The sequence below is a fragment of the Stenotrophomonas sp. GD03877 genome (assembly GCF_029840555.1).
Taxonomy (GTDB): Bacteria; Pseudomonadota; Gammaproteobacteria; order Xanthomonadales; family Xanthomonadaceae; genus Stenotrophomonas; species Stenotrophomonas geniculata.
Genome location: NZ_JAOCCT010000041.1, coordinates 23,293 through 48,229, shown reverse-complemented (window position 1 = coordinate 48,229; position 24,937 = coordinate 23,293). Strand labels below are relative to the sequence as shown.

Sequence of the window (24,937 nt, the reverse complement as noted above, 5' to 3'; positions counted from 1 at the left end):
TGTCGTTGCCATCAACCGGTGTGCCGACCAACGGTCGGCACCTACCTACAGCGACCGGCTGATGGTGAAGCTGCCGAACACCGGCGCTTCGCGCTGGCCGTTGAACTCGCGCGTGCTGTGGTAACGCGCCGCGGCGAACTTCCAGCGTCCGTACATCACGGCCACGCCGTAGCCGCCGTAAGCCACCACATGGCGCTTGTCCACGCTGTGACTGTTGCGGAACGTGTTGCCGTCCAGTGTGATGTCGCGGATCACCCAGGCAGCGTCCGAGGTCGCGAACAGGTGCCAGGACCAGCCATTGGGACGACCGCCGCGGGTCGGCGCAGTGTTCTCGCCGGCCGGGCGCAACGGCGTGCTGCCGAAGTCGTCCGGCAGCTTCCAGCCGAAGCGCACTTCACCGCCGAGGTTGGCCTTGGTTTCCAGGTTGCCGATCGATCCACCGTAGTGGCTGATGGCGTCCCAACCCCAGCCGTCGGCATTGACGCTGGCATCGCCCGGCCAGCGGCGCATGCGCTCATGGGTCAGCATGAACAGCGGCTCGTTGTGCAGCTGGTTGTCCCAGCCCTTGAATTTCTCGTCGCCCAGCACGTCGTGCACGGCGTTCTGCACTTGCTTGCCCTGTGCCCACGGGCCGACCACGCCCAGCGTCAGCTGGGTGGTCTGCAGGCGGTCGCCGCTGCGCGCATTGAAACCGAAGTTTGCGATCAGTACGCCAGCGTAAGGGCGGTCGTCCTCGATCAGGTCCCTGCGGCTGAAATCGGTCGGCGTGAAGATGCCCTGGCCGATGCTGAAGATCATGTTCTGCTGTTCGAACTTGCCCGGGTGCAGCCCTTCCAGGTACTGGTTCACCCAGCGCGCCATGCGCGGCAGGCAGGGGTCGTCGGTGTAATCGACCAGATTGGGCGAGACCAGGGTCAACAGTGCACCGTTGGTGTAGCCCTGGTCCTGGTGGCGGCCGCCGAACAGGTCATTGTCGACGCGGAAATTGACCTGCGGCGGGTGGTCGCGCATTGCGTCCGGACCACATTGTTCGGCCGCCTGGGCGGCAAGGGGGAGGGCAGCAGCCAGCAGGCCGGACAGCCCGAGGGCTGCAAGGCGGCGTTGGGAAGGGGGGCTCATGGGAGAAGTTGTTTCTGTCTGTCGTTATATGCTGCGACACGGTACTCGCGCGAACGTGATGGAACGAGCGCGTTCGGATCACTTGTCTGTTCCGAAAACGACATTGTCTCGTGAAGACAATGCTGCACTGTCCTGCGGTGCGCGATGGGGCCAAGGCTGATGCTGAACGGCCGTTCAGCTGCAACGCAGCGACTCACCGGTGCACTGTTTGACGTTGATGAATACTCTTGGGTTTGTTGCCCTGCGGCCCGATAATGGGGGCATGGAAATCAAGTCCGACAACCCCGACCACGGCTTCCAGTTCCCCGGCCAGTTCGAGCTCAGTGCCATGGGCCCGGCCAACCGCGGCCTGGAACATGAGCTCCCCCGCCTGCTGCTGGCTGCCGGCATCGATGTCGTCAATGAACGCATCAGCTGGAAGCATTCCTCCAACGGCAAGTACGTGTCCGTCCGCATCGTGTTCAAGGCCGAGAGCCGCGAACAGTACGACCTGGCGCACCAGGCGCTGCGCGACCACCCGGAAGTGAAGTGGACGCTGTAGCCGACAGCTGCCCGGCCGAAGCCGCCCCGGAAGACCGCGCGCCGCGTCCGGCGCTGGTCCGCGACCTCGGCCGCCAGGCGTACGAGCCGGTGTGGCGCGCCATGCAGCGCTTCACCGATCAGCGCAGCGAGGCCGACGCCGATGAGCTGTGGGTGGTCGAGCACGACCCGGTATTCACCCTGGGCCAGGCCGGCAAGGACGAGCACGTGCTGGCGCCGGGCGAGATTCCGGTGCTGCATGTGGACCGCGGTGGCCAGGTGACCTATCACGGCCCCGGCCAGCTGGTGGTCTATCCGCTGCTGCGCCTGCCACGGCTGGGCATCGGTGTGCGCGACTACGTATGCCGCATCGAGCAGGCCATCATCGATACCCTGGCCGAGTGGAACATCGGTGCCGAACGCCGCGAGGGCGCCCCGGGCGTCTACGTCGGTGGCGCCAAGATCGCCGCGCTCGGCATCCGCGTGCGCCGCGGCTGTACCTTCCATGGCCTGGCCTTCAACGTGGCCATGGACCTGGAACCTTTCCACCGTATCAACCCCTGTGGCTATCAGGGGTTGCAGGTGACCTCGGTAGTAGACTTGGGCGGGCCCTCCGGGATGGAGGCCGTCAAGCCGGTGCTGCTGGACCACCTGGCCCGCCAGTTTGGCCTGCTGCTGCAGCCCACGCCCGAACTGCCTGATCTTTCTGCGGCCGCCTGACCGCCCCCCGGAACTGCCATGACTGAAACCACCGCCCGTTCCATTCCCCTGCAGATCGTGCAGGGCGACTCTCCGTCCGCCGCGCCGTTGCAGGCCGGGGTCAAGCAGCTGGGCGGTGACAAGATCAACCGCTCGCCGGTGCAGTTCGCCGACGCGCCGGTGCTGCGCAAGCCGTCCTGGATCCGCGTGCGCATTCCTTCGGGCAACGCCGTGCAGAACCTGAAGGCCAAGCTGCGCGAGAACCGCCTGGTGACGGTGTGCGAGGAAGCCAGCTGCCCGAACATCCACGAGTGCTTCGGCCATGGCACCGCCACCTTCATGATCCTTGGTGAAGTCTGCACGCGCCGCTGCTCGTTCTGCGACGTGGCCCACGGCCGCCCGAAGCCGCCGGATGCCAACGAACCGGCCAGCCTCGGCCAGACCGTGGCCGACATGGGCCTGAAGTACGTGGTGGTGACCAGCGTCGACCGCGATGACCTGCGCGACGGCGGTGCCCAGCACTTCGTCGACTGCATCAGCGCCATCCGCGAGAAGTCGCCGGGTACCCGCATCGAAGTGCTGACCCCGGACTTCCGCGGCAAGGGCCGCATGGAACGCGCGCTGGAGATCCTGGCGCAGAACCCGCCGGATGTGTTCAACCACAACATTGAAACCGTGCCGGACCTGTACCGCAACGTGCGCCCGGGTGCGGACTACCAGTGGTCGCTGAACCTGCTGAAGAACTTCAAGGCGCAGCACCCGGACGTGCCGACCAAGAGCGGCATCATGCTGGGCCTGGGCGAAGACTTCGAACAGATCAAGGCCACCCTGCGTGACCTGCGCGCGCACGACGTGGACATGATCACCATCGGCCAGTACCTGCAGCCGACCGCGCACCATCACCCCGTGCTGAAGTACTGGACGCCCGAGGACTACAAGGCGCTGGAAGTCTACGGCTACGAGCTGGGCTTCAGCCACGTGGCCTCCGGCCCGATGGTGCGCTCGTCGTACCACGCCGACGTGCAGGCCAAGGGCGCTGGCGTTTCCTGACACTCTGCCGGTGGGTGGGAGCTACTTTTCCTGTGGGTGCGGACCGTTGGTCCGCACACCTCTGCCTGCCGTAGAGCCGAGCCCATGCTCGGCTGCTTGCTGCCGGCCAGCCGAGCATGGGCTCGGCTCTACATGCATTCACAATTTGCTACACCGGCCCCGCTAGGCTGGTTTTCCACCGAGCGCGGCCGGGTGACAAACCCGGCAACTTTCGGCACTGTCGTGGTGTCTGAACACCACGCAGTCTCCCCCTTGGCAAGGCGCCTTCGAGCACGTCAATGAAATTCAAAGCCCCCGCATTCCTGATGGCCCTGGCGCTGGTCGCGCCGCTGGCGCTGGCGGCCAAGGCCGACTCGCCGGCATTGCCCGCCGCGGCAACCGCCGATCAGGTGACCACCTCCAAGCTGGTGTACGGCCTGCTGTCCGACAGCCGTTACGCCTACCGCCCGCGTGCGCTGGACGAGGCCACCTCCAAGGACGTGTTCAAGCGCTACCTGGAGACGCTGGACGGCGGCAAGCAGTACTTCACCCAGGCCGACGTGGCGCGCTTCGCGCCGTTCGAAGCCAACATCTCCTCGGCCATCCGTGGCGGCGAGCTGGAGCCGGCGTTCCAGGTGTTCGCGGTCTACAAGCAGCGCGTCGGCGAACGTGTGGCCTATGCGCGCAAGCTGCTCAAGCAGGAGCCGGACTTCACCACCGACGAGCGCTTCGAATACGACCGCAAGAAGGTGCCGTGGGCGGCCAGCAGCGCCGAACTGGATGAGCTGTGGCGCAAGTCGGTGAAGAACGACTGGCTGCGCCTGAAGCTGGCCGGCAAGAAGCCGGACGACATCCGCAAGACGCTGGACAAGCGCTACGCGACGCTGGAGAAGTCGGTCAATGAACTGAAGGGCGAAGACGTCTTCCAGTTCTTCATGAATTCGTACACCAGCGCGGTCGATCCTCACACCGATTACTTCACCCCGCGCACCGCCGAGAACTTCAACCAAGCGATGTCGCTGTCGCTGGAAGGCATTGGCGCGCAGCTGCAGCGCCAGGACGACGTAGTGGTGATCCGCGAGATCATCGCCGGTGGTCCGGCTGCGGTGGACGGCACGCTGAAGCCGGGTGACCGTATCGTCGGCGTCGGCCAGGGCAAGTCCGGCCTGGTCGAGGACGTGATCGGCTGGCGCATCGACGATGTCGTGGCCAAGATCCGTGGCGCCAAGGATACCCAGGTCAAGCTGGAGTTCATCCCGGCTGCTGAGGGTGCCGACGGCAAGCACCACACGCTGGTGCTGACCCGCCAGAAGGTGCGCCTGGCCGAACAGGCTGCCAAGGGCGAGACCATGACCATTCCGGCCGCCAACGGCGAGCCGGCACGCAAGGTCGGCGTGATCAAGCTGCCGACCTTCTATCAGGACTTCGAAGGCCGTCGCCGCAATGCGGCCGACTACGCTTCGGCGACCCGCGACGTGGCCAAGCTGCTGGCCGGCTTCAAGAACGACAAGCTGGATGGCGTGGTGCTGGATCTGCGCAACAACGGCGGTGGTTCGCTGGATGAAGCCATTGAACTGACCGGCCTGTTCATCGAGCAGGGCCCGGTGGTGCAGGTGCGCGAGTCCGGTGGCCGCGTCACCGTCAACAGCGACCGCAACCAGGGCGTGGCATGGGATGGCCCGCTGGCGGTGCTGATCAACCGCGGTTCGGCCTCGGCCTCGGAGATCTTCGCCGGTGCCATCCAGGATTACGGCCGTGGCCTTGTGATCGGTGAGACCAGCTTCGGCAAGGGCACCGTGCAGAACATCGTCGACCTCGACCGTTGGCCGAGCGGTGAGACCCAGCGCTTCGGTCAGGTCAAGCTGACCATCGCCCAGTTCTTCCGCATCAGCGGCAGCAGCACCCAGCACAAGGGTGTGGTGCCGGACCTGGCCTTCCCGGCCAGCGTCGATGCCACCGAGTTCGGCGAGAGCACCTACGACAACGCGCTGCCGTGGACCCGCATCGCCGCCGTGCCGCACACCCAGTACGGCAACTTCGCGCCGCTGCTGCCGAAGCTGGAAACCCGCCATGACGCGCGCATTGCCGCCGACAAGGAATTCCAGTGGTGGAACGAGGACGTGCAGCAGTTCCGCACCGAGGCCGCGAAGAAGTACATCTCGCTCAACGAGGCCACCCGCCGCGCCGAGCGTGAGCGCCAGGACACCCAGCGCAAGGAGCGCCAGGCGATGCGCAAGGAACTGGGCCTGGCCCTGGACCCGCTGGCCGATGACAGCAACGACGACGGCCTGACGGGCAACGAGCGCGACATCGTCAAGGATGCCGCACGCGAGAAGGCTGCCGAGAAGCGTCCTGACCCGCTGCTGCGCGAGTCGGCCTCGATCCTGGCCGATGCGGTGAACCTGCTGGCCAACGACCGCCCGCTGTCGGCGCAGGTGCTGCCGCAGTCCACCGGCGCCGGTCGCTGGGCGGACTGAGCCGGAGGCGGCATGTGAGATACCCGAGGGGCCGGCATTGCCGGCCCTTCTGCTTGAAATGGGGACGGAGGGGATTAAGTCGCTTGTGCCACATGCCACAAACGACTTAATCCCCTCCGTCCCTTTTTTGTGCATGAACAGGCAGCAACGGGGTGGCCCGGTCATGCCGGTTTCGACCCGCCGCACACGGCCGCAGGACTACCCTTGGCGGTAACGTCCTCGCAGGAGTACCCATGCGGGCCTCCCGTCTTTCCAGTGCTGTTGTGGCGCTTGGCAGCGCCCTGATCCTGTCGGCCTGTGGTGGCCGCGCCGCCGACAGCACGTTGCTGCGCGAATCCTTCGATTCCGGCGACACGTTCTCGCGTACGGTCGACGGTCGCCCGGGCGACGCCTGCGAAGCGGCGCGGCGCACCCTGCTCAGCCAGGGCTACGCCATCGCCCGTTCCGACGAAGCGCAGGTGGAGGGCAACAAGAACTTCCAGCCGCGCGAAGACGACCACGAGCAGCTGGTGCTGCGCATTTCCTGCGCGCCGCGTGGCAGCCAGACGTTGGTATTCGTCAGCGCGGTGCAGGACCGCTATGCGCTGAAGAAGAGTCCAACGTCAGCCAGTGTCGGCGTCGGTGCGCTGGGCTCGGTGTCGCTGCCGTTCGGCAGCAATGACGACTCGCTGGTGAAAGTGGCCAGCAGCACGGTCACCGATGCCGGGTTCTATCAGCGCTTCTTCCAGCGCCTGCAGCAGTACCTGCCGGCGACTGCAGGCACACCCGCACCACCTCCGGCCGCACCACCGGAACCTGCACCGGCCAGCACGGACCAGAGTTGAGGGTGCGCGCCAGTTTGATCGGCGTGGTTCTGCTGCTGGCGCCTGCGCTGGGCAGCGCGGCCATGGCGCCGGATTGCAGGCAAGGCCTGCTGCAGCGGCTTGGATGGCGCTTCGACGAGGCCATGGTCAGTGCACCCCAGGTGTACGGCGGTCCGGTATGCGCGCGCGCGTCGCTGGCTGAAGCACAGGCGGCGGGCGATCTGCGCGTGCAGTGGCCGGCCGGAATGCCCGCTGCGGCCCGCCAGGCAGTGCTGCAGGAGCTGCTGGATGACCCTGCGACGGTCTGTGCCTATGCCTTCCAGTTGGGCGCAGCCACGCAACGTGCAGCCTCGGCATTGCAGGCCAACCCCACCTTCCGCTTCTCCGGCCCGCAGCTGGGCTGGATCGGCTTCGGCCTGCAGGGGCCGCGCGCGCAAGGCTGGCAGCGCACGCGCAGTTTCGGCCGCGGCTTCGTGCCCAGTGCAGGCAACAGTCAGGCGCTGCAGGCGTTCTACAGCGGTGCCGTGCGTGCCGAGTGCGGGGTCGGCCGCCAGGTCGCGCAGCTGGCTACGCAACGAGAGCTGTATGGTGATGCCGCGTTCGATACGGAGTTCGCTGCGGATGAGCTGTCGATCGGCACCTTCCTCGCTCTGCATGGGACCGACAGCATCCTGCTCGGCGCGCATGCCGGCGACTTCTTCGCTGATGGCAAGGCGGTGCGTACCTCGGCGATGGGGCGGCAGGCGTTCGTCGGCGTGCCCGGTTTCATCGAACATGTGTACGACAAGGGCACGCTGGACGACCTGAGCAACCAGGCCGAAAATTTCGTGGTGGTGTCGGTGGGCGAGGAGGCCGCGCAGGCCCTGGCTGCGCACGGCGGCCTGGCCTGGTACGACCAGCGCAATGTCGAACTATGGAAACTCGCGCAGGACATCCCGCGTATCGGCCAGCGCTACTTCGAGCGCCTGCTGTTCGAGCGCGATCCGGACCTTCGTGCACGGCTGGAACCGCGCTACCACGCCACGCTGGCACGCATGGACCAGCTGCTGGACGATCCGTTCTACCAGCAGTTCGTGATCTATGTGCACCCACGCGGTATACGTCCCATCGGCTACCACGTCGCCCGCCTGCTTGATCGCAACCCACGAACGCCGTTTTCGATCGACCTGGCGGTGCACAATCTGCATACCACGCTCTACCGGCGTTGGCGCGAGGCGCAGCTGCGCCACTGCGCGGCTACCGGCAGGCCAGGCAGCCTGACCCTAGACCCCAACTGAAGGTGAAACAATGGACATTGCAATGATCGGCCTCGGCCGCATGGGCGCCAACATGGCCCAGCGCCTGCATCGCGGCGGCCACCGCGTGGTTGGCTACGACCCGGGCGAAGGCGCCCGCCAGCGCGCCGCCGAGGCCGGCCTGGAAGTGGTCGATTCGCTGGCAGCTGCCGTGGCGGCGCTGCCGGTACCGCGCGTGGTGTGGCTGATGGTGCCGGCCGGCGAAACCGTCGACCAGACGCTGGGCCAGCTGACCCCGCACCTGGCCGAAGGTGACATCGTGATCGACGGCGGCAACTCCAACTACCAGGACTCGATCCGCCGCGCCAAGACGCTGGCCGAGGATGACCTGGGCTACGTCGACTGCGGCACCAGCGGTGGCGTGTGGGGCCTGCAGGAGGGCTACAGCCTGATGGTCGGTGGCGAAGCGCCGGTGGTGGAGCAGATCGCACCGCTGCTGCGCACGTTGGCACCGGCTGAAGATCGCGGCTGGGCACGTGTCGGTCCGTCTGGCGCCGGCCACTTCACCAAGATGGTCCACAACGGCATCGAATACGGAATGATGCAGGCCTACGCCGAAGGCTTCGCGTTGATGGAGCGCAAGCAGGAGATGGAGCTGGACCTGGCCCAGGTGGCCGAGGTGTGGCGCCACGGCAGCGTGGTGCGCTCGTGGCTGCTGGACCTGAGCACCGAAGCCCTCAAGCGCAATCCGTCGCTGGATGGCATCGCGCCGTACGTGGAGGATTCTGGTGAAGGCCGCTGGACCGTGGCCGAAGCGATCGCACTGGATGTGCCGGCACCGGTGATCACCTTGTCGCTGCTGGAACGCCTGCGCTCGCGTGAATCCAATTCGTTCACCGACCGCCTGCTGTCGGCGATGCGCAATGAATTCGGCGGCCACGCGATCAAGAAGTCGTAAGCACGAAGCCGGGGTCGGAGCCCTTTCCGCAGGAAAGGGCTCCGACCCCATCAGGAAAGCTGTCTCCGATCGTTTCCACGTCATTCACGGAATGCCCGCTTTAGACGTTGACGTTGCCGTTGATTCGGCAGGTGCAGGGCGCAGCCCTGCCGATCACCCCAACGCGATTCGCCGCCCTTCGCGCGCACTGTCCATGCCGGCCTGCAGCAGCCGCATCAACTGCAACGCCTGCACCGGGCTGACCGTGGCTTCTCCGTCGCCATGCATCGCCGCCGCGAACTGTGCATACAGCCGCCGGTAGTCACCGGGCAGGTTGTCGACCGTCGTGCGCTGCACGTTGTCTTCGGCATCGCAGCGCACCAGCTCACCATGCCGCGGATCGATACCCCAGCCCGGCGCACCGGGTGCCACACCGCGGCGCAGCTGCGCCTCCTGCACGTCCAGGCCGTGCTTGATCCAGCTGGCCTTGCTGCCATGCACGCTGAAGTGCGGCGTCTGCGCCGCCACCAGCGAACCGGAATGGATGATCGCGCGATGCCGCGGGTAGTGCAGTACCGCGTGGAAGTAATCGATGCCGCTGCCACCTTCGCGCTGCACGGCCAGATCGGCATCGACCGCCTCGGGCCAGCCGAACAGCATCACCATCTGGTCCAGCAGATGCGGGCCCAGGTCGTACCACAGGCCACTGCCGGGGCCATCCTGTTCGCGCCAGCGGTCGCGTACCTGTGGACGGTAGCGATCGAAGTGCGCATGGCACTCGGCAATGTCGCCGAGCGTCCCGTCCGCAAGCAGCGCCTGCAGCGTGAGGAAGTCGGCATCGAAGCGCCGGTTCTGGAACACGGTGGCGATGCGTCCGGCATCGCGTGCCGCAGCCAATACCGTTTCCGCTTGGGCCACGTCCAGCGCGAACGGCTTGTCGACCAGCACATGCTTGCCCGCAGCCAGTGCCGCGATTGCCAGCGGCGCATGCTGTTCATTCGGCGTGGCGATCACTACGGCATCCACGGCCGGATCGTCGAACACCTCCTGCGGCGTGGCACGCACGTGCACGTCGCTGAACGCGCGCAGCAGCGTGTCGCGCTGTGAGCTCACGATGCTGTGCAGCACCAGGCCCGGCGTGTGCTGGATCAGGGGTGCATGGAAGACGCGGCCGGCAAGGCCGTAGCCGATCAGGGCCAGATGCAGGTCGGGGCGCATGGCAGAGCTCCGGCAGTGGGAAGGGCAGGGTAAACGACGCGGGGCCACGGGCCAAAGCTGAACGGTTGTCGTTGCAGATGCCCCGATTCACGGCGGCATGACCGCAACGCCACGCCTGCTCTACGTCGGTTTGTCCAGACTGGCAGCACATTCCGAAGGAGTACGACACGATGAGCAATACGACCCGCACGCTGATTGCCTCCGCCCTGACGCTGGGCCTGGCGCTGTCCTCCTCGGCCGCATTTGCCAAGGACCCGGCCGCAAAGAGCCCGCCGACCAGTGCGCATCCGGCGACCCATGCTGATCGCCACGATTCCAACGAGCCGGTGACCGATACCTGGATCACCACCAAGGTGAAGGCCGACCTGCTTGCCAGCAGCAACGTTCCGGGTACCGAAATCAAGGTGGAAACCGTGAACGGCGTGGTCAGCCTGAGCGGTGCCGTGGCCACCCAGGCAGAGAAGGACAAGGCGGTCACCACCGCCAAGGGCATCAAGGGCGTGACCCGCGTCGATGCCGCTGCATTGAAGGTCAGTGCTGCTGCCAAGCGCTGACCCCGGTGGGCGCCCCCATGCGGGGCGCCCACTGACCTGTAGAGCCGAGACATGCTCGGCTGGAACTCCAAGGAAGCCGAGCGTGGGCTCGGCTCTACAGCATCGAATTCCGAACCCGTTCAGCCAACCGCGCTGGAAATTCCAGAGTTGTGACCGCCTGCGCTATATTGCCGGTTCCGCCGCAGTGGGGCCGGTAACGGCAGACGCTTTGCGGCTGTGCTGACGAGGAACTATGGCGCTGGTTTTCAGTGATGACATCTGGGACCGCTGGCGGTTGCCGGCCCTGGCGCTGGCCGCTGCCGCGATCATCGTGGTGCCGTGGTTGACCCTGCGCAAACTGCAGCAGGACAGCGAAGAGGCGATGGCCTGGGTCAACCATACCCAGGCCGTCGGTGTGGCGCTGCAACAGCTGCAGGCCGATGTACGCGATGTCGAATCGGCTGCGCTGACCCTGTCCAAGGGCGTGGACGCACCTGGCCTGCGCGAGCGCATGGCCAAAGCCAATGACCTTCCCGGGCGCCTGGCTGAACTGGGACGGATGACCCGCGACAATCCTGAGCAGTTGATCCGCATCGGCCGCATCGAGTCGATGCTGGAAGGTCGCATGGCGCTTGCCCGCGAACTGGCAAAGTCCGAGCCCAACAGTGATCAGCGCGAGCTGGTGCAGGATCTGAGCACGCGTTATCCGATCCGTGGCCTGGTGGAGGAACTGCAGGCCAGCGAGCAGAAACTGCTGACACAGCGTGCCGAGCAGGCTGCCCGCCAGCGCAAGCAGACCGAGCTGGTATCGTGGAGTTCGCTGGTGATCCAGCTGTCGCTGCTCGGCCTGGTGCTGTGGCTGCTGCAGCGGCAGATTGGTCGACGCCTGCATGCCGAACGGCAGTCGCTGCGCTCGGCCGCACGTGCAGCCTCGGTGCTGCAGACCGTGCGTGAACCGATCGTGCTGCTCGACCGCGATCTGCGCGTGCAGCTGCACAACCCTGCCTTCGCCGAGTTGTACGGGCTGCAGGATGAACGCGCCGATGGCCTGTTGCTGGACACTGTCGGCGACGGCGCGTGGAAAGATCCCGTGATGCGCCAGCGACTGTCCGATGTGCTGTTGCGCGGCCGCGAACTGTGGGACTTCGAGCATGAACAGCGCGCTGCCGATGGCATGGTGCGCTACATGCTGCTCAACGCACGGCGCATGCCGCTGCCGGACACCGACGACGAAGTGGTGTTGCTCACGGTCAGCGACGTCACCGTGCAGCGTGCCGTGCAGTTGCGGGTGGAGGAACTGAACCGCCAGCTGGAAGGCAAGGTTGCGCAGGTGTCCGAGGTCAACAGGGAACTGGAAGCCTTCAGCTATTCGGTCTCGCACGATCTGCGCGCGCCGCTGCGCCACGTGGCCGGATTCTCCGACAAGCTGTCGCGCCATCTGGGCGACGCCGCCGATGACAAGAGCCGCCATTACCTGGAGGTGATCTCCAGTTCGGCGCGGCGCATGGCGGCACTGATCGACGACCTGCTGGTCTATTCGCGGCTGGGCCGCGCGGCAATGCGCCAGCAGGCGGTGGACATGCAGTCGCTGGTGGCCGATACCCGTGCCATGCTCGATTCCAACCTGCAGGCCGAGGCCGAGAACAGCGGCCATGCGCACCATGTGGAGTGGAGCATCGCACCGCTGCCGATCGTGGTGGGCGATGAGAACATGATCCGCCAGGTCTGGCTGAACCTGCTCGGCAACGCGGTGAAGTACTCGGGCAACCGCGAACCGGCGAAGATCCGCGTGGACTACCAGCCGCAGCCTGACGGCGGTCATCAGTTCACGGTCAGCGACAATGGTGCAGGCTTTGACATGGCCTACGCCGGCAAGCTGTTTGGTGTCTTCCAGCGCCTGCACAAGGCCAGCGACTACCCGGGTACCGGCATCGGCCTGGCCAGCGTGCGCCGCGTGCTCACCCGTCATGGTGGCCGTATCTGGGCCGAGGCTGAACCGGACGTCGGCGCCACTTTCCACTTCTACCTGCCTCCCGCGACCGATGCGGACAAACAAGGGCCTTCTGCATGACCACTCTGCGCACCATTCTTCTCGCCGAAGACAGCCCGGCTGATGCTGAAATGGCGATCGACGCCCTGGAAGAGGCGCGTCTGGCCAACCCCATCGTGCACGTCGAGGATGGCGTGGAGGTGATGGACTACCTGTTGCGCCGTGGTGCTTTCGCCAACCGTGAGGAAGGCCTGCCGGCGGTGCTGCTGCTGGACATCAAGATGCCGCGCATGGATGGCCTGGAAGTGCTGCGGCAGATCCGCGAGCACGAAGAGCTCAAGCGCCTGCCGGTGGTGATCCTGTCGTCCTCGCGCGAGGAAAGCGACCTGGCCCGCAGCTGGGACATGGGCGTGAACGCCTACGTGGTCAAGCCGGTGGACGTGGACCAGTTCTTCGGCGCGGTGCAGACCCTGGGCAAGTTCTGGGCGTTGATCAACCAGGCACCGGAACTCGAGTGAGCCCATGCCCCTGACCGGTCCCGCCCTCGGGGCGCTGCGCATCCTGCTGGTGGAGGACTCACCGGAAGATGCCGAGCTGATGTCCGAACAGATGCTCGATGCGGGCCTGGAGGCCCGTTTCGAGCGCGTCGAAAGCGAGGCCGAACTGCGCCAGGCACTGGTCGCGTTCCAGCCGGACATCGTGCTGTCCGATCTGAGCATGCCGGGGTTCTCCGGTGACGATGCGCTGCGCATCGTGCGCGAGACCTCACCGGAAGTGCCCTTCATCTTCGTCTCCGGCACCATGGGTGAGGAGAACGCGGTGGCGGCGCTGCAGAAGGGCGCCAACGATTACATCATCAAGCACCTGCCGGCGCGCCTGCCGTCGGCGGTGGCGCGTGCGATCCGCGATGCCCGCAGCGCCATAGAGCGCGCACGGGTGGAAACCGAACTGATGCGCGCACAGCGCCTGGAAAGCCTGTCGCTGCTCGCCGCCGGCCTCAGCCACGACCTGCGCAACATCCTGCAGCCGCTGCTGATCATGCCGGACCTGCTGAAGGCGCGAACCGACGATCCGCAGCTGCACCATCTGGCCGATGTCATCGCCGAGTGCGGCCGCCGTGGCCATGAGATGGCCGAATCGATGCTGTCGTTCGTGCGCGGTTCGCGCAAGCCGAGCGAACGCATCGAGATCGATGGCCTGTTCGATGCGGTGGCGCTGCTGTTGCGCAGCAACGTGCCCGACGCCGTGCGCCTGGAACTGCAGGTGCAGGACGAAGGCCTGGTGGTCGATGCCAACTACACCGAACTTCAGCAGGTGATGCTGAACCTGGCGCTCAACGCGATCCAGGCGATGCCCAACGGCGGTCGCCTGAGCCTGACCGCCAGCCATGCCGGCCAGCGCGATGGCGTGGACTGGATGCATATCCGGGTCGCCGACGAAGGCATCGGTATGGATGCGGACACGCTGTCGCATCTGTTCAATCCGTTCTTCACCACCAAGGCCGATGGCACCGGCCTGGGCCTGATCTCCTGCAAGCGCATTGTTGAAGGCGCCGGCGGCAGCATCCACGTCAGCAGCCAGCCGGGGCAGGGCACCTGCTTCGAACTGCGTCTGCCGATGCACGACGCCATTGATGGCAGTGAGCCGATCGAACAGCTGGTGGCCTTGGGCAGTGGCCAGTCGATCCTGGTGGTCGATGGCGAAGCCACGCGCCTGTCGCTGCTGGGCAATGCGCTGTCCAGCCAGGGCTACCAGCTGCAGCTGGCGTCCGACGGCCCGGCTGCGCTGCGCTGGATGCAGCAGGAGGCGTTGCCGGCACTGGTGATCGCCGACGCCGGCTCCAAGCTGCTGCCGGCCAGCCAGCTGCTGGGCGAGATGGCAGCACTGGGCTATCGCGGCCCGGCGCTGGTGCTGGAAGACCCTGCGGTGCCGGTCTCGGCCGATGCATTCCCGGCCGGTGTGGAGGTGCATGTGCTGCGCAAGCCGCTGCAGATGCAGCAGGTCTTCCGCGCGGTGGCCGAAGCGCTGGGTTGATGCCGCTGGAGTTCTGTAGAGCCGAGCCTATGCCCGGCTGCTGTTCGTATTTACCTCGACAGCCGAGCATGGGCCCGGCTCTACAGGACGGTTTCCCAGGGGAACCGCGGCAGGGCGTCCACCGCCTGTTCCAGCCGCCGCGACCAGTTCTGATGGATGTCGGCATACAACGCCGAATCCGCGCCCAGCCGCAGCTGCTGGCCGATGCGCAGCTCGCCGTCGCGCAGCAGCGCAAGATCGATCGGCAGGCCCACCGACAGGTTGGAACGGATGGTGGAGTCCAGCGAGACGATCGCCGTGCGCGCCGCGTCTTCCAGGCGGGTGGCCGGGCTGAGAATGCGGTCGAGGATCGGCTTGCCGTACTTCGACTCACCGATCTGCAGGTAGGGCGTCTCCGGCGAGGCGGCGATGGCGTTGCCGAGCGGGTAGATCATGTACAGCCCGGGCCGCTCGCCGGCGATCTGGCCGCCGAAGATCAGCGTGGCCTGGGTGTTGACCCCATCGTGGCCATGTTCGCTGTGGCTGCTGTGCACCTGGCTGTCCACCAGCAGCTGGCCGACGTACTCGGCAGCCTCGAACAGGTGGGTCATGTCGTGCAGGTTGGGCGTGCGTCGTTCACTGGCGTCGCGCCCCAGGCGCGACACCAGCAGCTGGGTGGTGGCCAGGTTGCCAGCCGCCATCAGCACGTAGGCTGCCTGGCCGGGGTACTCGAACACGTGCAGCTTGCGGTGCACGCGCACATCGTCCAGCGAGGCATTGGTCCGGGTGTCGGCAGCGAAGACCAGGCCCTCGTCCACCTCGATTCCAACGCAATAGGTCATGTCGGTGCCCTATCATGTGCGTCCCGGATTGTAGGCAGGCCGCCGTGACGACGGCATGTCCACGCCCCCCAAGTGCCGTCACCTGAACCGCATGACCACCGTGCTCCTGAGCCTGGGCAGCAACGTCCAGCCCCGCCGCTACCTCCACGCCGCGGTGACGGCCCTGCGCGAGCGCTTCGGCGCGCTGCGGGTGTCGCCGGCCTACCGTACTGCCGCGGTCGGCTTCGACGGCCCGGCCTTCCTCAACAATGCCGTGGCGATCGACACCGACCTGCCGCTCCAGGAACTGGACGACTGGCTGCACGCGCTGGAAGACGCGCACGGCCGCGACCGCAGCGGGCCGCGCTTCTCCGACCGGACCCTGGACATCGACGTGGTGTTCTACGGTGACCTGGTGGTGGAAGGCCCCGGCCACCTGCGCATCCCGCGCCCGGAGCTGAAGCATGCCTTCGTGCTGAAGCCGCTGGCCGACATCGCCCCGGACTTCATCGACCCGGTCAGCGGATTGGACCTGGCCACGCTGTGGCGTGCGCACACGCAGTTTGGCGAAGCGTTCGAGGTGGTCGACCTGGAATGAGGGAGGTCGCCGGCCAGCGGCCGGCACTACCGGTAGTGCCGGTCGCTGGCCGGCAACGCTTCAACTGACCGTGCGCCCGCCATCCACGCGCAGGGTGTGGCCGGTGACGAAGCTGGCTTCGGCCACCAGCCAGTACACCGCTTCGGCAATCTCCTCGACCGTGCCGATCCGCGCCAGCGGCGTGCGCGCCAGCAGCGCCTCGCGGGCGAAATCGTCCTTGCCCTGTTCCGGCCACAGGATCGCGCCGGGCGCCACCGCATTGACCCGCACCTTCGGCGCCAGCTCCAGCGCCAGCGAGCGGGTGGCCATTTCCAGCGCAGCCTTGGCCATGGTGTAGGCGATGTGGTCGCGCATCGGGTCGGTGCCGTGCAGGTCGGTCAGGTTGACGATGCAGCCCTGCTGGCGGCGCAGGTAGGGCGCGGCGGCCTGTGACAGCAGCAGCGGCGCGCGTGCATTGACCGCATACAGCTCGTCCATCGCCTCGGCGGTGACCTGGCCGAGCGGGGTGGGGAAGAAGTTGGAGGCATTGTTGACCAGCGCATCCAGGCGGCCGAAGTGGGTGACGGCCTGTTCCACCAGGTCGGGCAGGGCGTCGGCGTCACGCAGGTCGGCCTGCAGGGCCAGCACGCTGCCGGGGCGCACGTTGTCGAAATCGAACGCGGCCTGCTGCAGCTCGGCGCTGGAGGTGTTGGCGTGCAGCACCACCGACCAGCCACAGGCGTGGAACTGGCGGGCGATGGCCGCACCGATCCGGCGCGCGCTGCCGGTGATCAGGACCACGGGGTGGGTGTCGCTCATCGAGGGTCCTCCAAGGCTCGGCTATCCTGTGCACCATTGTCACCGCATTCGAAGACGCCATGCAGCCCACCTTCCCCCTGCCCGAAGCCGATGCCCTGGCCCACAGCGACCAGCTGGCCGCCGCCCTGCGCGCCGAGATCCTTGCCCAGGGCGGGGCGATGCCCTTCTCGCGCTTCATGGAGCTGTGCCTGTATACCCCTGGCTGGGGTTACTACAGCGCCGGCGCCAGCAAGTTCGGTGGCAGTGGTGACTTCACCACCGCGCCCGAGCTTGGCAGCCTGTTCGCCGGCAGCGTGGCCAATGCGCTGGCGCCGGTGTTCGCGCAGCTGGGTGCACAGGCGCGGATGCTGGAACTGGGCGGCGGTACCGGCGCCTTTGCCGAGGCCGTGCTGCTGCGCCTGGCCGAACTGGACGCGCTGCCGTCGCGCTATGCCATCCTCGAACCCAGCGCGGACCTGCGCGAGCGCCAGCAGCAGCGCCTGCAGCAGAACCTGCCGGCCGAGCTGGCCGCGCGCGTGGACTGGGTCGACCGCCCGTTCGAAGAGGACTGGGAAGGCGTGGTGTTCGCCAACGAGGTGATCGACGCGCTGCCGACGCCGCGCTTCCTGATCCGCGATGGCGAGGTCTATGAGGAAACCGTCGAGCTGGATGCCGAAGGCAACTTCATCCGTGGTGCGCAGCCGGCCGATATCCTGCTCAACGGTGCGGTGCGCCACATCGAGCGCTACCTGGAAAAGCCCTTCGCCGAAGGCTACCGCTCCGAGGTGCTGCCGCAGCTGCCGTACTGGCTGCAGGCGGTGGCCGGCGGCCTGCAGCGTGGCGCGATGCTGTTCGTCGACTACGGTTACAACCGCGGCGAGTTCTACCAGCACGACCGCGACGATGGCACCGTGCGCGCGTTCTACCGCCACCACGTGCACAACGACGTGCACCGCTGGCCGGGCCTGCAGGACATTACGGCGTCGGTGGATTTCACCGCGATGGCCGAGGCCGGCATGCACGGCGGTTTCGAGCTGGCCGGCTACTGCAGCCAGGCCAGCTTCCTGCTCGGTAATGGCCTGGACCAGGTGCTGCTGCTGGCCGAGGAACGCACCGACGAGGTCGGCCGCATCCAGCTGCGCGACCAGGTGAAGAAGCTGACCTTGCCGACCGAGATGGGCGAGCGCTTCCAGGCCATCGGCCTGCAGCGTGGCGTCGACTTCGAGCCGGCCTTCGAGCTGGGTGACCTGAGCTGGCGCCTGTGAGTGAGGTGTTGCCTGTGATCAAGCCGCTGCGGCGGCCGCGGTTGTGGGGCGCGCTGTGGGCGCTGGCGGTGCTGGTGGTGATCGTGGTCTGCCTGATCCCGCCGCCGCCGATTCCGCTGCCGGAAAACAGCGACAAGGGCGAACACTTCCTCGCCTATTTCATCCTGGCCGGCAGCGCGGTGCAGCTGTTCCGCCGCGGGCGTCCGCTGCTGTGGGTAGGCGTGGGCCTGGTGCTGATGGGGATCGGCATCGAATTTGCGCAGGGCGCGCTGACCAGCAACCGCATGGCCGACCCGATGGATGCCGTCGCCAACACGATTGGCGTGCTGGCCGGTATGGCCACTGCATTGACCCCGATGCGCGACCTGCTGCTGCGCTGGCGCGGGTGAGGTTCCTGTAGAGCCGAGCCCATGCTCGGCTTTCCGGTTGAAAAGCAGCCGAGCATGGGCTCGGCTCTACAGTAGATCCACGCCATGCGTGGATCCGGCCGCAAAGCGCCAACCAAGGTTGGCACCTACCTGAGCGTGACCTCATCCAGCACCCACATCGCCGGGCGCGTATCGCCGGTGAAGTTGATGCACAGGTCATCGGTGCCCTGTGTACCCTTCGGCAGCGCTGCACGCAGCGTCACGAAGCCATCCGCATCGGGCTTGGCGGGCAACGCCACTTCAGCCAGCACCTTGCCGCTGCAGTCGCCACGGCGCACCTGCATTTCGCCATGCGCGCGCTTGGCCTTCTCGAAGCGACGCTTGGGTTCGTCGTGGGCCAGCTGGAAGTAGTACGGAATACGCCCCGCACGCACTTCCACGTTGCCGATGCCGTCCAGTTGCGCCTGCGGCCAGCGCCAGCACGGCTGGAAGATGTCCACGTTGAACACCGCACGCGTTCCCTCACGCGGGCCATCGTCTTCCAGGCGCAGCACCAGCCCCTTCTTGCCCACGCAGCTGAGCAGCTCATCGCTGCGGCGGTTGAGCAGCGACTGCGCGGTGAATGCGGCGATGGTCGGCTTCGCGGCCAGCATCTGGCCCTGGTAGAACGCGGCAGCCTGCACGGTGGTTGGCAGCTTTCCGGTCAGCGGCTGCTGGTACAGCGGCGACTGCGCGGTCACCGGTTGGCCATCGGTGCTGTAGCGCACTTCATAACCCAGCGGATTGGCCAGCGACAGGGTCACTGTGTCGGCCGCGCGGTTGTCGGTGTAGTCCACGCCCACCTCGAACGGGGTCTGCGCATAGGCCAGGCCCCAGGCACGGTAGCGCTGCAGCTGGGACGGCAGGCGCGCGAGGAAATCGCGGAAGTCGCGATGCTCCGGCGTGCTCCAGCCGGTCTCGGCCACCGCGGCCAGGCGCGGGAACAGGTTGTGCTGCAGGCGTGCATAGCTGCGCGTGTGCTCGGTGAACATGTTGGCCTGCAGGCCCAGGATGTGCCCACGCTTGTCGGCGGCCAGCTCGGCCGGCACCGGCTCGAAGTTGTAGAGCTTGCCGAGATTGACCTGGGTCGGGCGGCCCGGTGGTTCATTCGGCGAGGCCGTCTGCAGGTAATCCAGGTACAGGTAGCCGACCGGCGACATGATCACGTCATGGCCGGCGCTGGCCGCAGCCAGGCCGCCTTCGGTGCCCTGCCACGACATCACCGTGGCCTGCGGCGGCAGGCCGCCTTCGAGGATTTCGTCCCAGCCGATCAGGCGCCGGTCGTGCTCCTCCAGGAACGTTTCCAGGCGCTTGATGATGTGGCTCTGCATGGCCATTTCATTCTTGATGCCCAGCGCACGCATGCGCTGCTGCACCTGCTTCGACGCTTCCCACTGGTCCTTCACCGCCTCGTCGCCACCGACGTGCACGTACTTGGCCGGGAACAGGTCGATCACTTCTTCCAGCACGTTCTCCAGGAAGGTGACGGTGCTGTCTTCAGTGTTGAACAGGTTGGGGAACACGCCCCATTCGCTGATCGGCTTCAACGGCGTATCGATGGTGCCCAGCTCCGGATACGCAGCAATCGCAGCAGTCGCGTGGCCCGGCACATCGATTTCCGGAATCACCTGGATGTGCAGCTTTGCGGCATAGGCGATCACTTCGCGGATCTGGTCCTGGGTGTAGAAGCCGCAGTACGGATGCTCCTGGCCGCTGACCGGATCGATGCCGCCGTCACCGGCCGGCAGGCGGCAGCTGCCCACTTCGGTCAGCTTCGGGTAGCGCTTGATCTCCATGCGCCAGCCCTGGTCGTCGGTCAGGTGCCAGTGGAAGGTGTTGAGCTTGTGCGCGGCCATCGCGTCGAGCACGCGCTTGATCTCGTCCAGGCTCTGGAAGTGACGGGCGGAATCGAGCATGAAACCGCGCCAGCTGAAGCGCGGCGCGTCCTGGATCTGCACTGCCGGCAGCACGCCGTTGCTGCCGCCGGTGGCGAGCTGGGCGAGGGTGGTCGCGCCGTAGAACAGGCCGGTTTCGTTGCCGGCCTGGATCAGCACGCCCTGCGCGGTGCTTTCCAGCGTGTAGCCCTCACCGCTGTCGCGGAACGTCGGCACGATCTGGAAGCGGATGCTGCCGGCCTTGGCGCTGGCTTTGCCCTTGGCCAGTGCCAGGCGCGGGCCACCGCTGCGGGCCAGCAGGTCGGCGAACTGGTTGGCGACGCGCTGCGCGCCTTCGCCTTCGGCCTGCAGAACGGTATCGGCGCGAACAGTGATGCCGCTGCCCTGGCCGCGCTGCACGTTGGCCGGGGCGGGAATCAGCATCAGGCTGCCGGCGCGCAGCTGCGGGCCGGGTGCTTCAGCGGCAGGCGTGGGATCGGCGGCGAGTGCCGGCAGTGCTGGCAACAGGACGAGCAGGCTGCCCAGCAGCACTGCGCTGCGCATCCGGGCGCGGGAAGGCTTGACCATCGGTACGACTCCTTGGAACGGTGCGATGAACGCTATACATGAAAAACGCCGGGCCCGGAATGACCCAGGCCCGGCGTGCGTGCACGACTCGGCGATGCTGTCGCCGCTGGATCAGTACTTGAAGCGGAAGTTGAGGTAGTACTGGCGACCGTTGCTGTAGAACGAGGTCGGGATGGCCGCGGTCTGGTAGTACTTGTAGGTCGGGTTGTTGAGGTTGAGCGCATCGAAGCTGATGCTCAGCCAGTCGGTGGCCTTGTAGCTCAGCGACGCCGACAGGGTGCCGAAGTCATCCTGGTAGTACGGGTTGGCGCCGGACAGGCCGATCAGGAACGACGAACGGCGGGTGTAGCTGACGCGTGCACCGAAGGTATCGTTCTCGAAGTAGGCACCGACGTTGTAGGTGTTCTTCGAAGTGCCCAGCAGGTTGTCGCTGCCGTCGGCCCAGGTGTGGTCGGTGCTGCCATCGGCGTAGGTGTAGTTGGCATTGACACCGAAGTACTCGCCGATCGGCTGCTCATAGGCCACTTCGATACCGCGGACCTTGCCGTCGGCATTGCGCGGGCGGGAGATGTTGTATTCCTCGAGACGGTTGGTCAGCTCGCTGAACAGCATCTCCTTTTCGGTGCTGAAGGCCACGTAGTCCTTCAGGCGCATCGAGTAGGCACCGATCGACAACATGCCGCGCGGCATGAAGTACCACTCCAGGTTGGCATCGAAGTTGGTCGACACCACCGGCTTCAGCTTCGGATTGCCGCCACCGCCAGTCCGGTTCAGGTCCGAACCGTAGGACGAGGCACCCAGTGCCGAGAAGTCCGGCAGGGTCTGGGTCTGCGAGGCGGCCACGCGCAGCACCAGGTCGTCGCGCAGGTCGTACTTGAAGTTGGCGCTCGGCAGCACGCGGTTGTGCTTGTTCTCGAAAGCTTCGCGGGTCCACGCGCCGAACAGGCTGCTCACGTCCGGCACGGTCGAGCCGGTGGCGGCGGCGTAGGTATCGATATCCTGCTTGATGTTGACGTAGCGCAGGCCGACGTTGCCGCTCCAACGGTCGCCGCTGAAGTTGCCCTGTACGTACGCGGCGAAGTTCTTCTCGGACACCTTCCACTCGGCGCCGTAGTTGTGGCGGCCGGTCGGGCCGTCATTGCCGGACAGCCAAGTGGAGTTGTTGGTCACCGCTTCCTTCAGCGCACCCGGGGTGAAGTACCACAGGTCACGCGGGAAGCTGCCACCGATGCCGTTGGCAAAGCCGCCGGGGAAGTTGGCGGTAGCGCCGTTCTTCAGCGCATTCCAGATCGCGCCCGGGGTTGCGCCTTCCGGCGACTTGGCCTCGCGCTTGTGGTCGCCGAAGCGGGCGCCGAAATCGATCGAGTTCAGTACGCCAGCGTCGGCGAAGTACTGGTTGAAATCGAGCGTGGCCCACTTTTCCTTGTCGATCGCGGTGACCTGCTGGTTGCCCCAGGTGCCGAAGTCGGTCACGCCGCTCGGGCCGATGTTGCCACCGACGTTCCAGTCGATCGGCGAGCCGTTGCCGTGGGTTGCCCAGGTGGCGCCGCCACCACGGGCCAGGTTGACTTCGGCGATGTACTGGCGCGGCGTTTCGCCGGTGCCCTTGGTGCTGCCAGCCTGGAACTTCATGCCCAGGTTGTCGCTGATCTGCCAGTCGGCATCGAAGGTGATGTAGTTAGTCTTGGCCTTCGACTCGCGGTAGATCATGTCGTACACCGCGTAGTCGCGGTCGGCCTGGCCGGCGAAGGTGGCGTTGGACAGCACGCCATCCTTGACGACGTAACCCGGATTCGGGGCCTGGCCCGGAATCAGGATCTTGTTGCCATTGGCATCTTCAACGGTACGGTCGTTGAGGATGCGGCCGCCCCACAGCATGAAGTTGCGGTTGTAGTTGTTCGCCTTCAGTTCCGAGCTGAAGCCTTCCAGGCCCAGGGTCAGGTTGTCCATCGGCTTGAACTGCAGCGACACCAGGCCGCCCTTGCGCTCGCGGGTCTGTTCAAACAGGGTCGAGCCGAGCAGGCCCGGCGCGTACACGCCGGCCAGGTCCGGGTTGGACTTGGCCACGGTGCCATTCGGATCGATCTGGAAGAAGCCGCCCGGGATTTCCTGCGCTTCGCGGCGCAGCTCGCGCTTCTGGCTGAAGGCCTGCACCATCACGCCGAAGTTGCCTTCGTCGTTCTTGTAGTTGAACAGTGCCGACAGCTGCGGGTCGTTGGACTTGGCCTGGTCCGAACGCACCATGCCGATGGAGCCTTCCGCAGTGAGCTGCTTGGAGAATTCCAGCGGCTTGCGGGTGAGGATGTTGACGGTACCGGTGGTGCCGCCGTCCTGCAGCTTGGCCTGCGAGGACTTGTTCACTTCCACCGAGCGCACCAGTTCCGACGGCAGCAACGAGTAGCTGACGCTGCGGCCGACGTTGTTGCCCTGGCTGAGCACGAACCAGTCGGCGGTGCCGACGGTGTGGCCGTTGATCAGGGTCTGGGTCAGGCTCGGGCTGGTACCGCGCAGGCTGACACGGTCAGCTTCGTCGAAGCCGCCTTCGTCGGCGCTGGACGAGCTGATGTTCACGCCCGGCAGGCGCTGCAGGGTATCGGCGACGTTGTGCGCGGGCAGCTTGCCCACGTCTTCGGCGGTGACCACTTCCACGCGGGCATTGGCTTCGCGCTTGGTATCCAGCGACTTTTCCATCGAACCACGGATGCCGGTGACCTGCACGGTATCCAGGTCGGTGGCGGTCTGGGCGGCCTGCTGCGCGTGCGCACTGAAGGCGATGCAGCTGACGATGGCGGCCGAAAGCAGGGTCTTGCGGGTGTTCATGATGTCTCTCCTCATCACTCGATTGGATGCCGGCGGCGGTGTTCGGTTACGGTTGCGATGACATGCGCGGGGCGGCGGCGAAGTCCCGTGCGTTGGCGTGCCACGTACTGCGTGCTGCGATTGCGTTGAAGCCTGTTGCGGTGTCAGGCGGCCGACTGCTGCTGCAGGTACCAGCTTGCAGCGCCGACCACGCCCAGCTGGCCGTGTTCGACGACCTTCACCGGGATGCGTGCCAGTGCTTCGCCCATCGGTCCCTTCTGCAGGTACCGTTCGACGAAGGTGCTGGCGTGCAGGTATTCGCGGATCTGCGGCAGGATGCCGCCGGCCAGGTAGACGCCACCGTGGGCGCCGTAGAACAGGGCCATGTCGCCGATGGTGCTGCCGAGCAGGCCGCAGAACACATCCAGCGCCTGGCGCGCGTGCGCATCGGTATCGGCCATGGCGGCGGCGGTGACCGCATCGGGGCTGGCCAGCGTCGGTGCCTGTCCCTGCAGTGCGCACACTGCGCGGTACAGGTTCATCAGGCCCGGGCCGGAGATCGCATGTTCGATCGACACGTGCGCGCGGTCGCGCTGCATGTGGCGGACGATGGCCATTTCCAGCTCGGTGCTGGCGGCCAGGGTCGGCTGGCCGGCTTCGGTGGGCAGTACCACCGGGCCATGCGCAGTGGGAATCCACAGTGCTGCACCGAGGCCGGTACCGGGGCCGACCACCAGGGTCGGACCGCGCGTGGCGGTGTCCGGCCCGCACAGGTGCAGCACGCCGCTGGCGTCAACCTGCGCGGCGGCATAGGCCACCGCTTCGAAGTCGTTGACGATGTAGACCCGCTGCAGGCCGACGTCGGCCTCCACCTGGCGCGCCGACAGCGGCCACGGCAGGTTGGCGGTGATCACCGTGCCGTCCTCGCGGGCGTAGCCGGCGCTGGCGACCACGCAGTGCGTGGGCCGCGGGCCTTCGCCCAGGAAATCGGACAGGATCGCGCTGAGGCCGGCATGGTCGGCATTGCGGTACTTGCGGTACTCCAGCACCTGCACCGGGTGGGCGGCATCACCGCTGGCCTGGACCCGGGCCACGCGCACATGGGTGCCACCGACGTCGGCGGCCAGGAACGAGGGCGCGACTCGGGACAGGACATGGGCCGGGGCGGGGTGGCTGGCGGTCACGCGGGCTCCTGCTGCAGGTGGGGCCGGCCCTGGGATCGGGGGCGGCGATTGG

The 24,937-nt window shown here is 66.6% G+C and carries 21 protein-coding genes; 14 read left to right on the top strand and 7 right to left on the bottom strand.

The window, feature by feature from the left end; translation table 11 throughout:
• Nucleotides 1-45 precede the first annotated feature (45 nt).
• A complete protein-coding gene (locus N5D20_RS21930; RefSeq protein ID WP_029379720.1) occupies nucleotides 46-1,119 on the bottom strand; it encodes a lipid A deacylase LpxR family protein in 1,074 nt (357 codons plus the stop codon).
• Nucleotides 1,120-1,381: 262 nt separating this feature from the next.
• Here N5D20_RS21930 and N5D20_RS21925 point away from each other — a divergent pair, with 262 nt between their 5' ends.
• The 7 genes from N5D20_RS21925 (at nucleotide 1,382) to gnd (ending at nucleotide 8,839) form a co-directional block, all read left to right on the top strand.
• Nucleotides 1,382-1,660 (top strand): YbeD family protein, encoded by a 279-nt coding sequence (locus tag N5D20_RS21925; RefSeq protein WP_005411067.1) that lies wholly within the window; start codon nucleotides 1,382-1,384, stop codon nucleotides 1,658-1,660.
• The gene (gene lipB, locus N5D20_RS21920) at nucleotides 1,648-2,358 is read left to right on the top strand and encodes a lipoyl(octanoyl) transferase LipB (RefSeq protein WP_032130311.1); all 711 of its coding nucleotides are present in this window, start codon (nucleotides 1,648-1,650) and stop codon (nucleotides 2,356-2,358) included. Before N5D20_RS21925 ends, lipB begins: the two co-directional genes overlap by 13 nt.
• Before the next feature lie 18 nt (nucleotides 2,359-2,376).
• Entirely contained in the window at nucleotides 2,377-3,387 is a 1,011-nt protein-coding gene (lipA, locus tag N5D20_RS21915) for a lipoyl synthase (RefSeq protein WP_049434271.1), read from the top strand.
• A 278-nt stretch (nucleotides 3,388-3,665) separates the two neighbouring features.
• A complete protein-coding gene (locus N5D20_RS21910; protein ID WP_032130309.1) occupies nucleotides 3,666-5,843 on the top strand; it encodes a carboxy terminal-processing peptidase in 2,178 nt (725 codons plus the stop codon).
• Nucleotides 5,844-6,076: 233 nt separating this feature from the next.
• On the top strand, nucleotides 6,077-6,667 hold the full coding sequence (locus N5D20_RS21905) for a DUF2242 domain-containing protein (RefSeq protein ID WP_049434270.1): 591 nt from the start codon (nucleotides 6,077-6,079) through the stop codon (nucleotides 6,665-6,667).
• 17 nt (nucleotides 6,668-6,684) lie between these two features.
• On the top strand, nucleotides 6,685-7,923 hold the full coding sequence (locus tag N5D20_RS21900) for a hypothetical protein (RefSeq protein ID WP_049434285.1): 1,239 nt from the start codon (nucleotides 6,685-6,687) through the stop codon (nucleotides 7,921-7,923).
• 10 nt (nucleotides 7,924-7,933) lie between these two features.
• Nucleotides 7,934-8,839 (top strand): phosphogluconate dehydrogenase (NAD(+)-dependent, decarboxylating), encoded by a 906-nt coding sequence (gene gnd / locus N5D20_RS21895; protein WP_197579902.1) that lies wholly within the window; start codon nucleotides 7,934-7,936, stop codon nucleotides 8,837-8,839.
• Between the two features lie 153 nt (nucleotides 8,840-8,992).
• Here gnd and N5D20_RS21890 read toward each other — a convergent pair whose 3' ends face one another.
• Nucleotides 8,993-10,036, bottom strand: a complete 1,044-nt coding sequence (locus N5D20_RS21890; RefSeq protein ID WP_197579900.1) for an oxidoreductase — start codon at nucleotides 10,034-10,036, stop codon at nucleotides 8,993-8,995.
• A gap of 170 nt (nucleotides 10,037-10,206) precedes the next feature.
• Here N5D20_RS21890 and N5D20_RS21885 point away from each other — a divergent pair, with 170 nt between their 5' ends.
• The 4 genes from N5D20_RS21885 to N5D20_RS21870 all read left to right on the top strand — a co-directional run bounded on the left by N5D20_RS21885 (nucleotide 10,207) and on the right by N5D20_RS21870 (nucleotide 14,593).
• A complete protein-coding gene (locus N5D20_RS21885) occupies nucleotides 10,207-10,590 on the top strand; it encodes a BON domain-containing protein (RefSeq protein WP_049429380.1) in 384 nt (127 codons plus the stop codon).
• Between the two features lie 232 nt (nucleotides 10,591-10,822).
• A complete protein-coding gene (locus tag N5D20_RS21880) occupies nucleotides 10,823-12,640 on the top strand; it encodes an ATP-binding protein (protein WP_197579898.1) in 1,818 nt (605 codons plus the stop codon).
• Nucleotides 12,637-13,077 carry a response regulator gene (locus N5D20_RS21875; protein WP_005411057.1) on the top strand — a complete coding sequence of 147 codons (441 nt, stop codon included), beginning with the start codon at nucleotides 12,637-12,639 and terminating at the stop codon, nucleotides 13,075-13,077. The genes N5D20_RS21880 and N5D20_RS21875 overlap by 4 nt, the downstream gene beginning before the upstream one ends.
• A gap of 4 nt (nucleotides 13,078-13,081) precedes the next feature.
• Entirely contained in the window at nucleotides 13,082-14,593 is a 1,512-nt protein-coding gene (locus N5D20_RS21870; RefSeq protein WP_010480961.1) for a hybrid sensor histidine kinase/response regulator, read from the top strand.
• 80 nt (nucleotides 14,594-14,673) lie between these two features.
• On the opposite strand, the gene N5D20_RS21865 is transcribed toward N5D20_RS21870, so the two are convergent.
• Complete coding sequence (locus N5D20_RS21865) at nucleotides 14,674-15,414, bottom strand: 20S proteasome subunit A/B (protein WP_071305865.1); 741 nt, start codon at nucleotides 15,412-15,414, stop codon at nucleotides 14,674-14,676.
• A 91-nt stretch (nucleotides 15,415-15,505) separates the two neighbouring features.
• Between N5D20_RS21865 and folK the strand changes: the two genes are divergently transcribed.
• Nucleotides 15,506-15,991 (top strand): 2-amino-4-hydroxy-6-hydroxymethyldihydropteridine diphosphokinase, encoded by a 486-nt coding sequence (folK, locus tag N5D20_RS21860; protein ID WP_010480956.1) that lies wholly within the window; start codon nucleotides 15,506-15,508, stop codon nucleotides 15,989-15,991.
• Between the two features lie 60 nt (nucleotides 15,992-16,051).
• On the opposite strand, the gene N5D20_RS21855 is transcribed toward folK, so the two are convergent.
• Nucleotides 16,052-16,789 (bottom strand): pteridine reductase, encoded by a 738-nt coding sequence (locus N5D20_RS21855; RefSeq protein ID WP_008265570.1) that lies wholly within the window; start codon nucleotides 16,787-16,789, stop codon nucleotides 16,052-16,054.
• Between the two features lie 59 nt (nucleotides 16,790-16,848).
• Here N5D20_RS21855 and N5D20_RS21850 point away from each other — a divergent pair, with 59 nt between their 5' ends.
• Both N5D20_RS21850 and N5D20_RS21845 read left to right on the top strand, forming a co-directional pair.
• Entirely contained in the window at nucleotides 16,849-18,033 is a 1,185-nt protein-coding gene (locus tag N5D20_RS21850; RefSeq protein WP_010480950.1) for an SAM-dependent methyltransferase, read from the top strand.
• Nucleotides 18,030-18,422, top strand: a complete 393-nt coding sequence (locus N5D20_RS21845) for a membrane protein (protein WP_049434260.1) — start codon at nucleotides 18,030-18,032, stop codon at nucleotides 18,420-18,422. Before N5D20_RS21850 ends, N5D20_RS21845 begins: the two co-directional genes overlap by 4 nt.
• Before the next feature lie 125 nt (nucleotides 18,423-18,547).
• On the opposite strand, the gene N5D20_RS21840 is transcribed toward N5D20_RS21845, so the two are convergent.
• The 3 genes from N5D20_RS21840 to N5D20_RS21830 all read right to left on the bottom strand — a co-directional run bounded on the left by N5D20_RS21840 (nucleotide 18,548) and on the right by N5D20_RS21830 (nucleotide 24,885).
• Nucleotides 18,548-20,902 (bottom strand): family 20 glycosylhydrolase, encoded by a 2,355-nt coding sequence (locus N5D20_RS21840; protein WP_197579614.1) that lies wholly within the window; start codon nucleotides 20,900-20,902, stop codon nucleotides 18,548-18,550.
• A gap of 111 nt (nucleotides 20,903-21,013) precedes the next feature.
• Nucleotides 21,014-23,722 carry a TonB-dependent receptor gene (locus N5D20_RS21835; protein WP_010480947.1) on the bottom strand — a complete coding sequence of 903 codons (2,709 nt, stop codon included), beginning with the start codon at nucleotides 23,720-23,722 and terminating at the stop codon, nucleotides 21,014-21,016.
• Nucleotides 23,723-23,865: 143 nt separating this feature from the next.
• Nucleotides 23,866-24,885, bottom strand: a complete 1,020-nt coding sequence (locus tag N5D20_RS21830) for a glucokinase family protein (RefSeq protein WP_019338839.1) — start codon at nucleotides 24,883-24,885, stop codon at nucleotides 23,866-23,868.
• Between the last annotated feature and the right edge of the window lie 52 nt (nucleotides 24,886-24,937).

Coding starts and splice junctions, on each gene's coding strand:
- lipA (WP_049434271.1), top strand. CDS start 2,377: ATGACTGAAACCACCGCCCGTTCCATTCCCCTGCAGATCGTGCAGGGC.
- gnd (WP_197579902.1), top strand. CDS start 7,934: ATGGACATTGCAATGATCGGCCTCGGCCGCATGGGCGCCAACATGGCC.
- N5D20_RS21840 (WP_197579614.1), bottom strand. CDS start 20,902: ATGGTCAAGCCTTCCCGCGCCCGGATGCGCAGCGCAGTGCTGCTGGGC.
- folK (WP_010480956.1), top strand. CDS start 15,506: ATGACCACCGTGCTCCTGAGCCTGGGCAGCAACGTCCAGCCCCGCCGC.
- N5D20_RS21905 (WP_049434270.1), top strand. CDS start 6,077: ATGCGGGCCTCCCGTCTTTCCAGTGCTGTTGTGGCGCTTGGCAGCGCC.
- N5D20_RS21850 (WP_010480950.1), top strand. CDS start 16,849: ATGCAGCCCACCTTCCCCCTGCCCGAAGCCGATGCCCTGGCCCACAGC.
- N5D20_RS21880 (WP_197579898.1), top strand. CDS start 10,823: ATGGCGCTGGTTTTCAGTGATGACATCTGGGACCGCTGGCGGTTGCCG.
- N5D20_RS21865 (WP_071305865.1), bottom strand. CDS start 15,414: ATGACCTATTGCGTTGGAATCGAGGTGGACGAGGGCCTGGTCTTCGCT.
- N5D20_RS21885 (WP_049429380.1), top strand. CDS start 10,207: ATGAGCAATACGACCCGCACGCTGATTGCCTCCGCCCTGACGCTGGGC.
- N5D20_RS21855 (WP_008265570.1), bottom strand. CDS start 16,789: ATGAGCGACACCCACCCCGTGGTCCTGATCACCGGCAGCGCGCGCCGG.
- N5D20_RS21925 (WP_005411067.1), top strand. CDS start 1,382: ATGGAAATCAAGTCCGACAACCCCGACCACGGCTTCCAGTTCCCCGGC.
- N5D20_RS21870 (WP_010480961.1), top strand. CDS start 13,082: ATGCCCCTGACCGGTCCCGCCCTCGGGGCGCTGCGCATCCTGCTGGTG.
- N5D20_RS21835 (WP_010480947.1), bottom strand. CDS start 23,722: ATGAACACCCGCAAGACCCTGCTTTCGGCCGCCATCGTCAGCTGCATC.
- N5D20_RS21930 (WP_029379720.1), bottom strand. CDS start 1,119: ATGAGCCCCCCTTCCCAACGCCGCCTTGCAGCCCTCGGGCTGTCCGGC.
- N5D20_RS21910 (WP_032130309.1), top strand. CDS start 3,666: ATGAAATTCAAAGCCCCCGCATTCCTGATGGCCCTGGCGCTGGTCGCG.
- N5D20_RS21875 (WP_005411057.1), top strand. CDS start 12,637: ATGACCACTCTGCGCACCATTCTTCTCGCCGAAGACAGCCCGGCTGAT.
- N5D20_RS21890 (WP_197579900.1), bottom strand. CDS start 10,036: ATGCGCCCCGACCTGCATCTGGCCCTGATCGGCTACGGCCTTGCCGGC.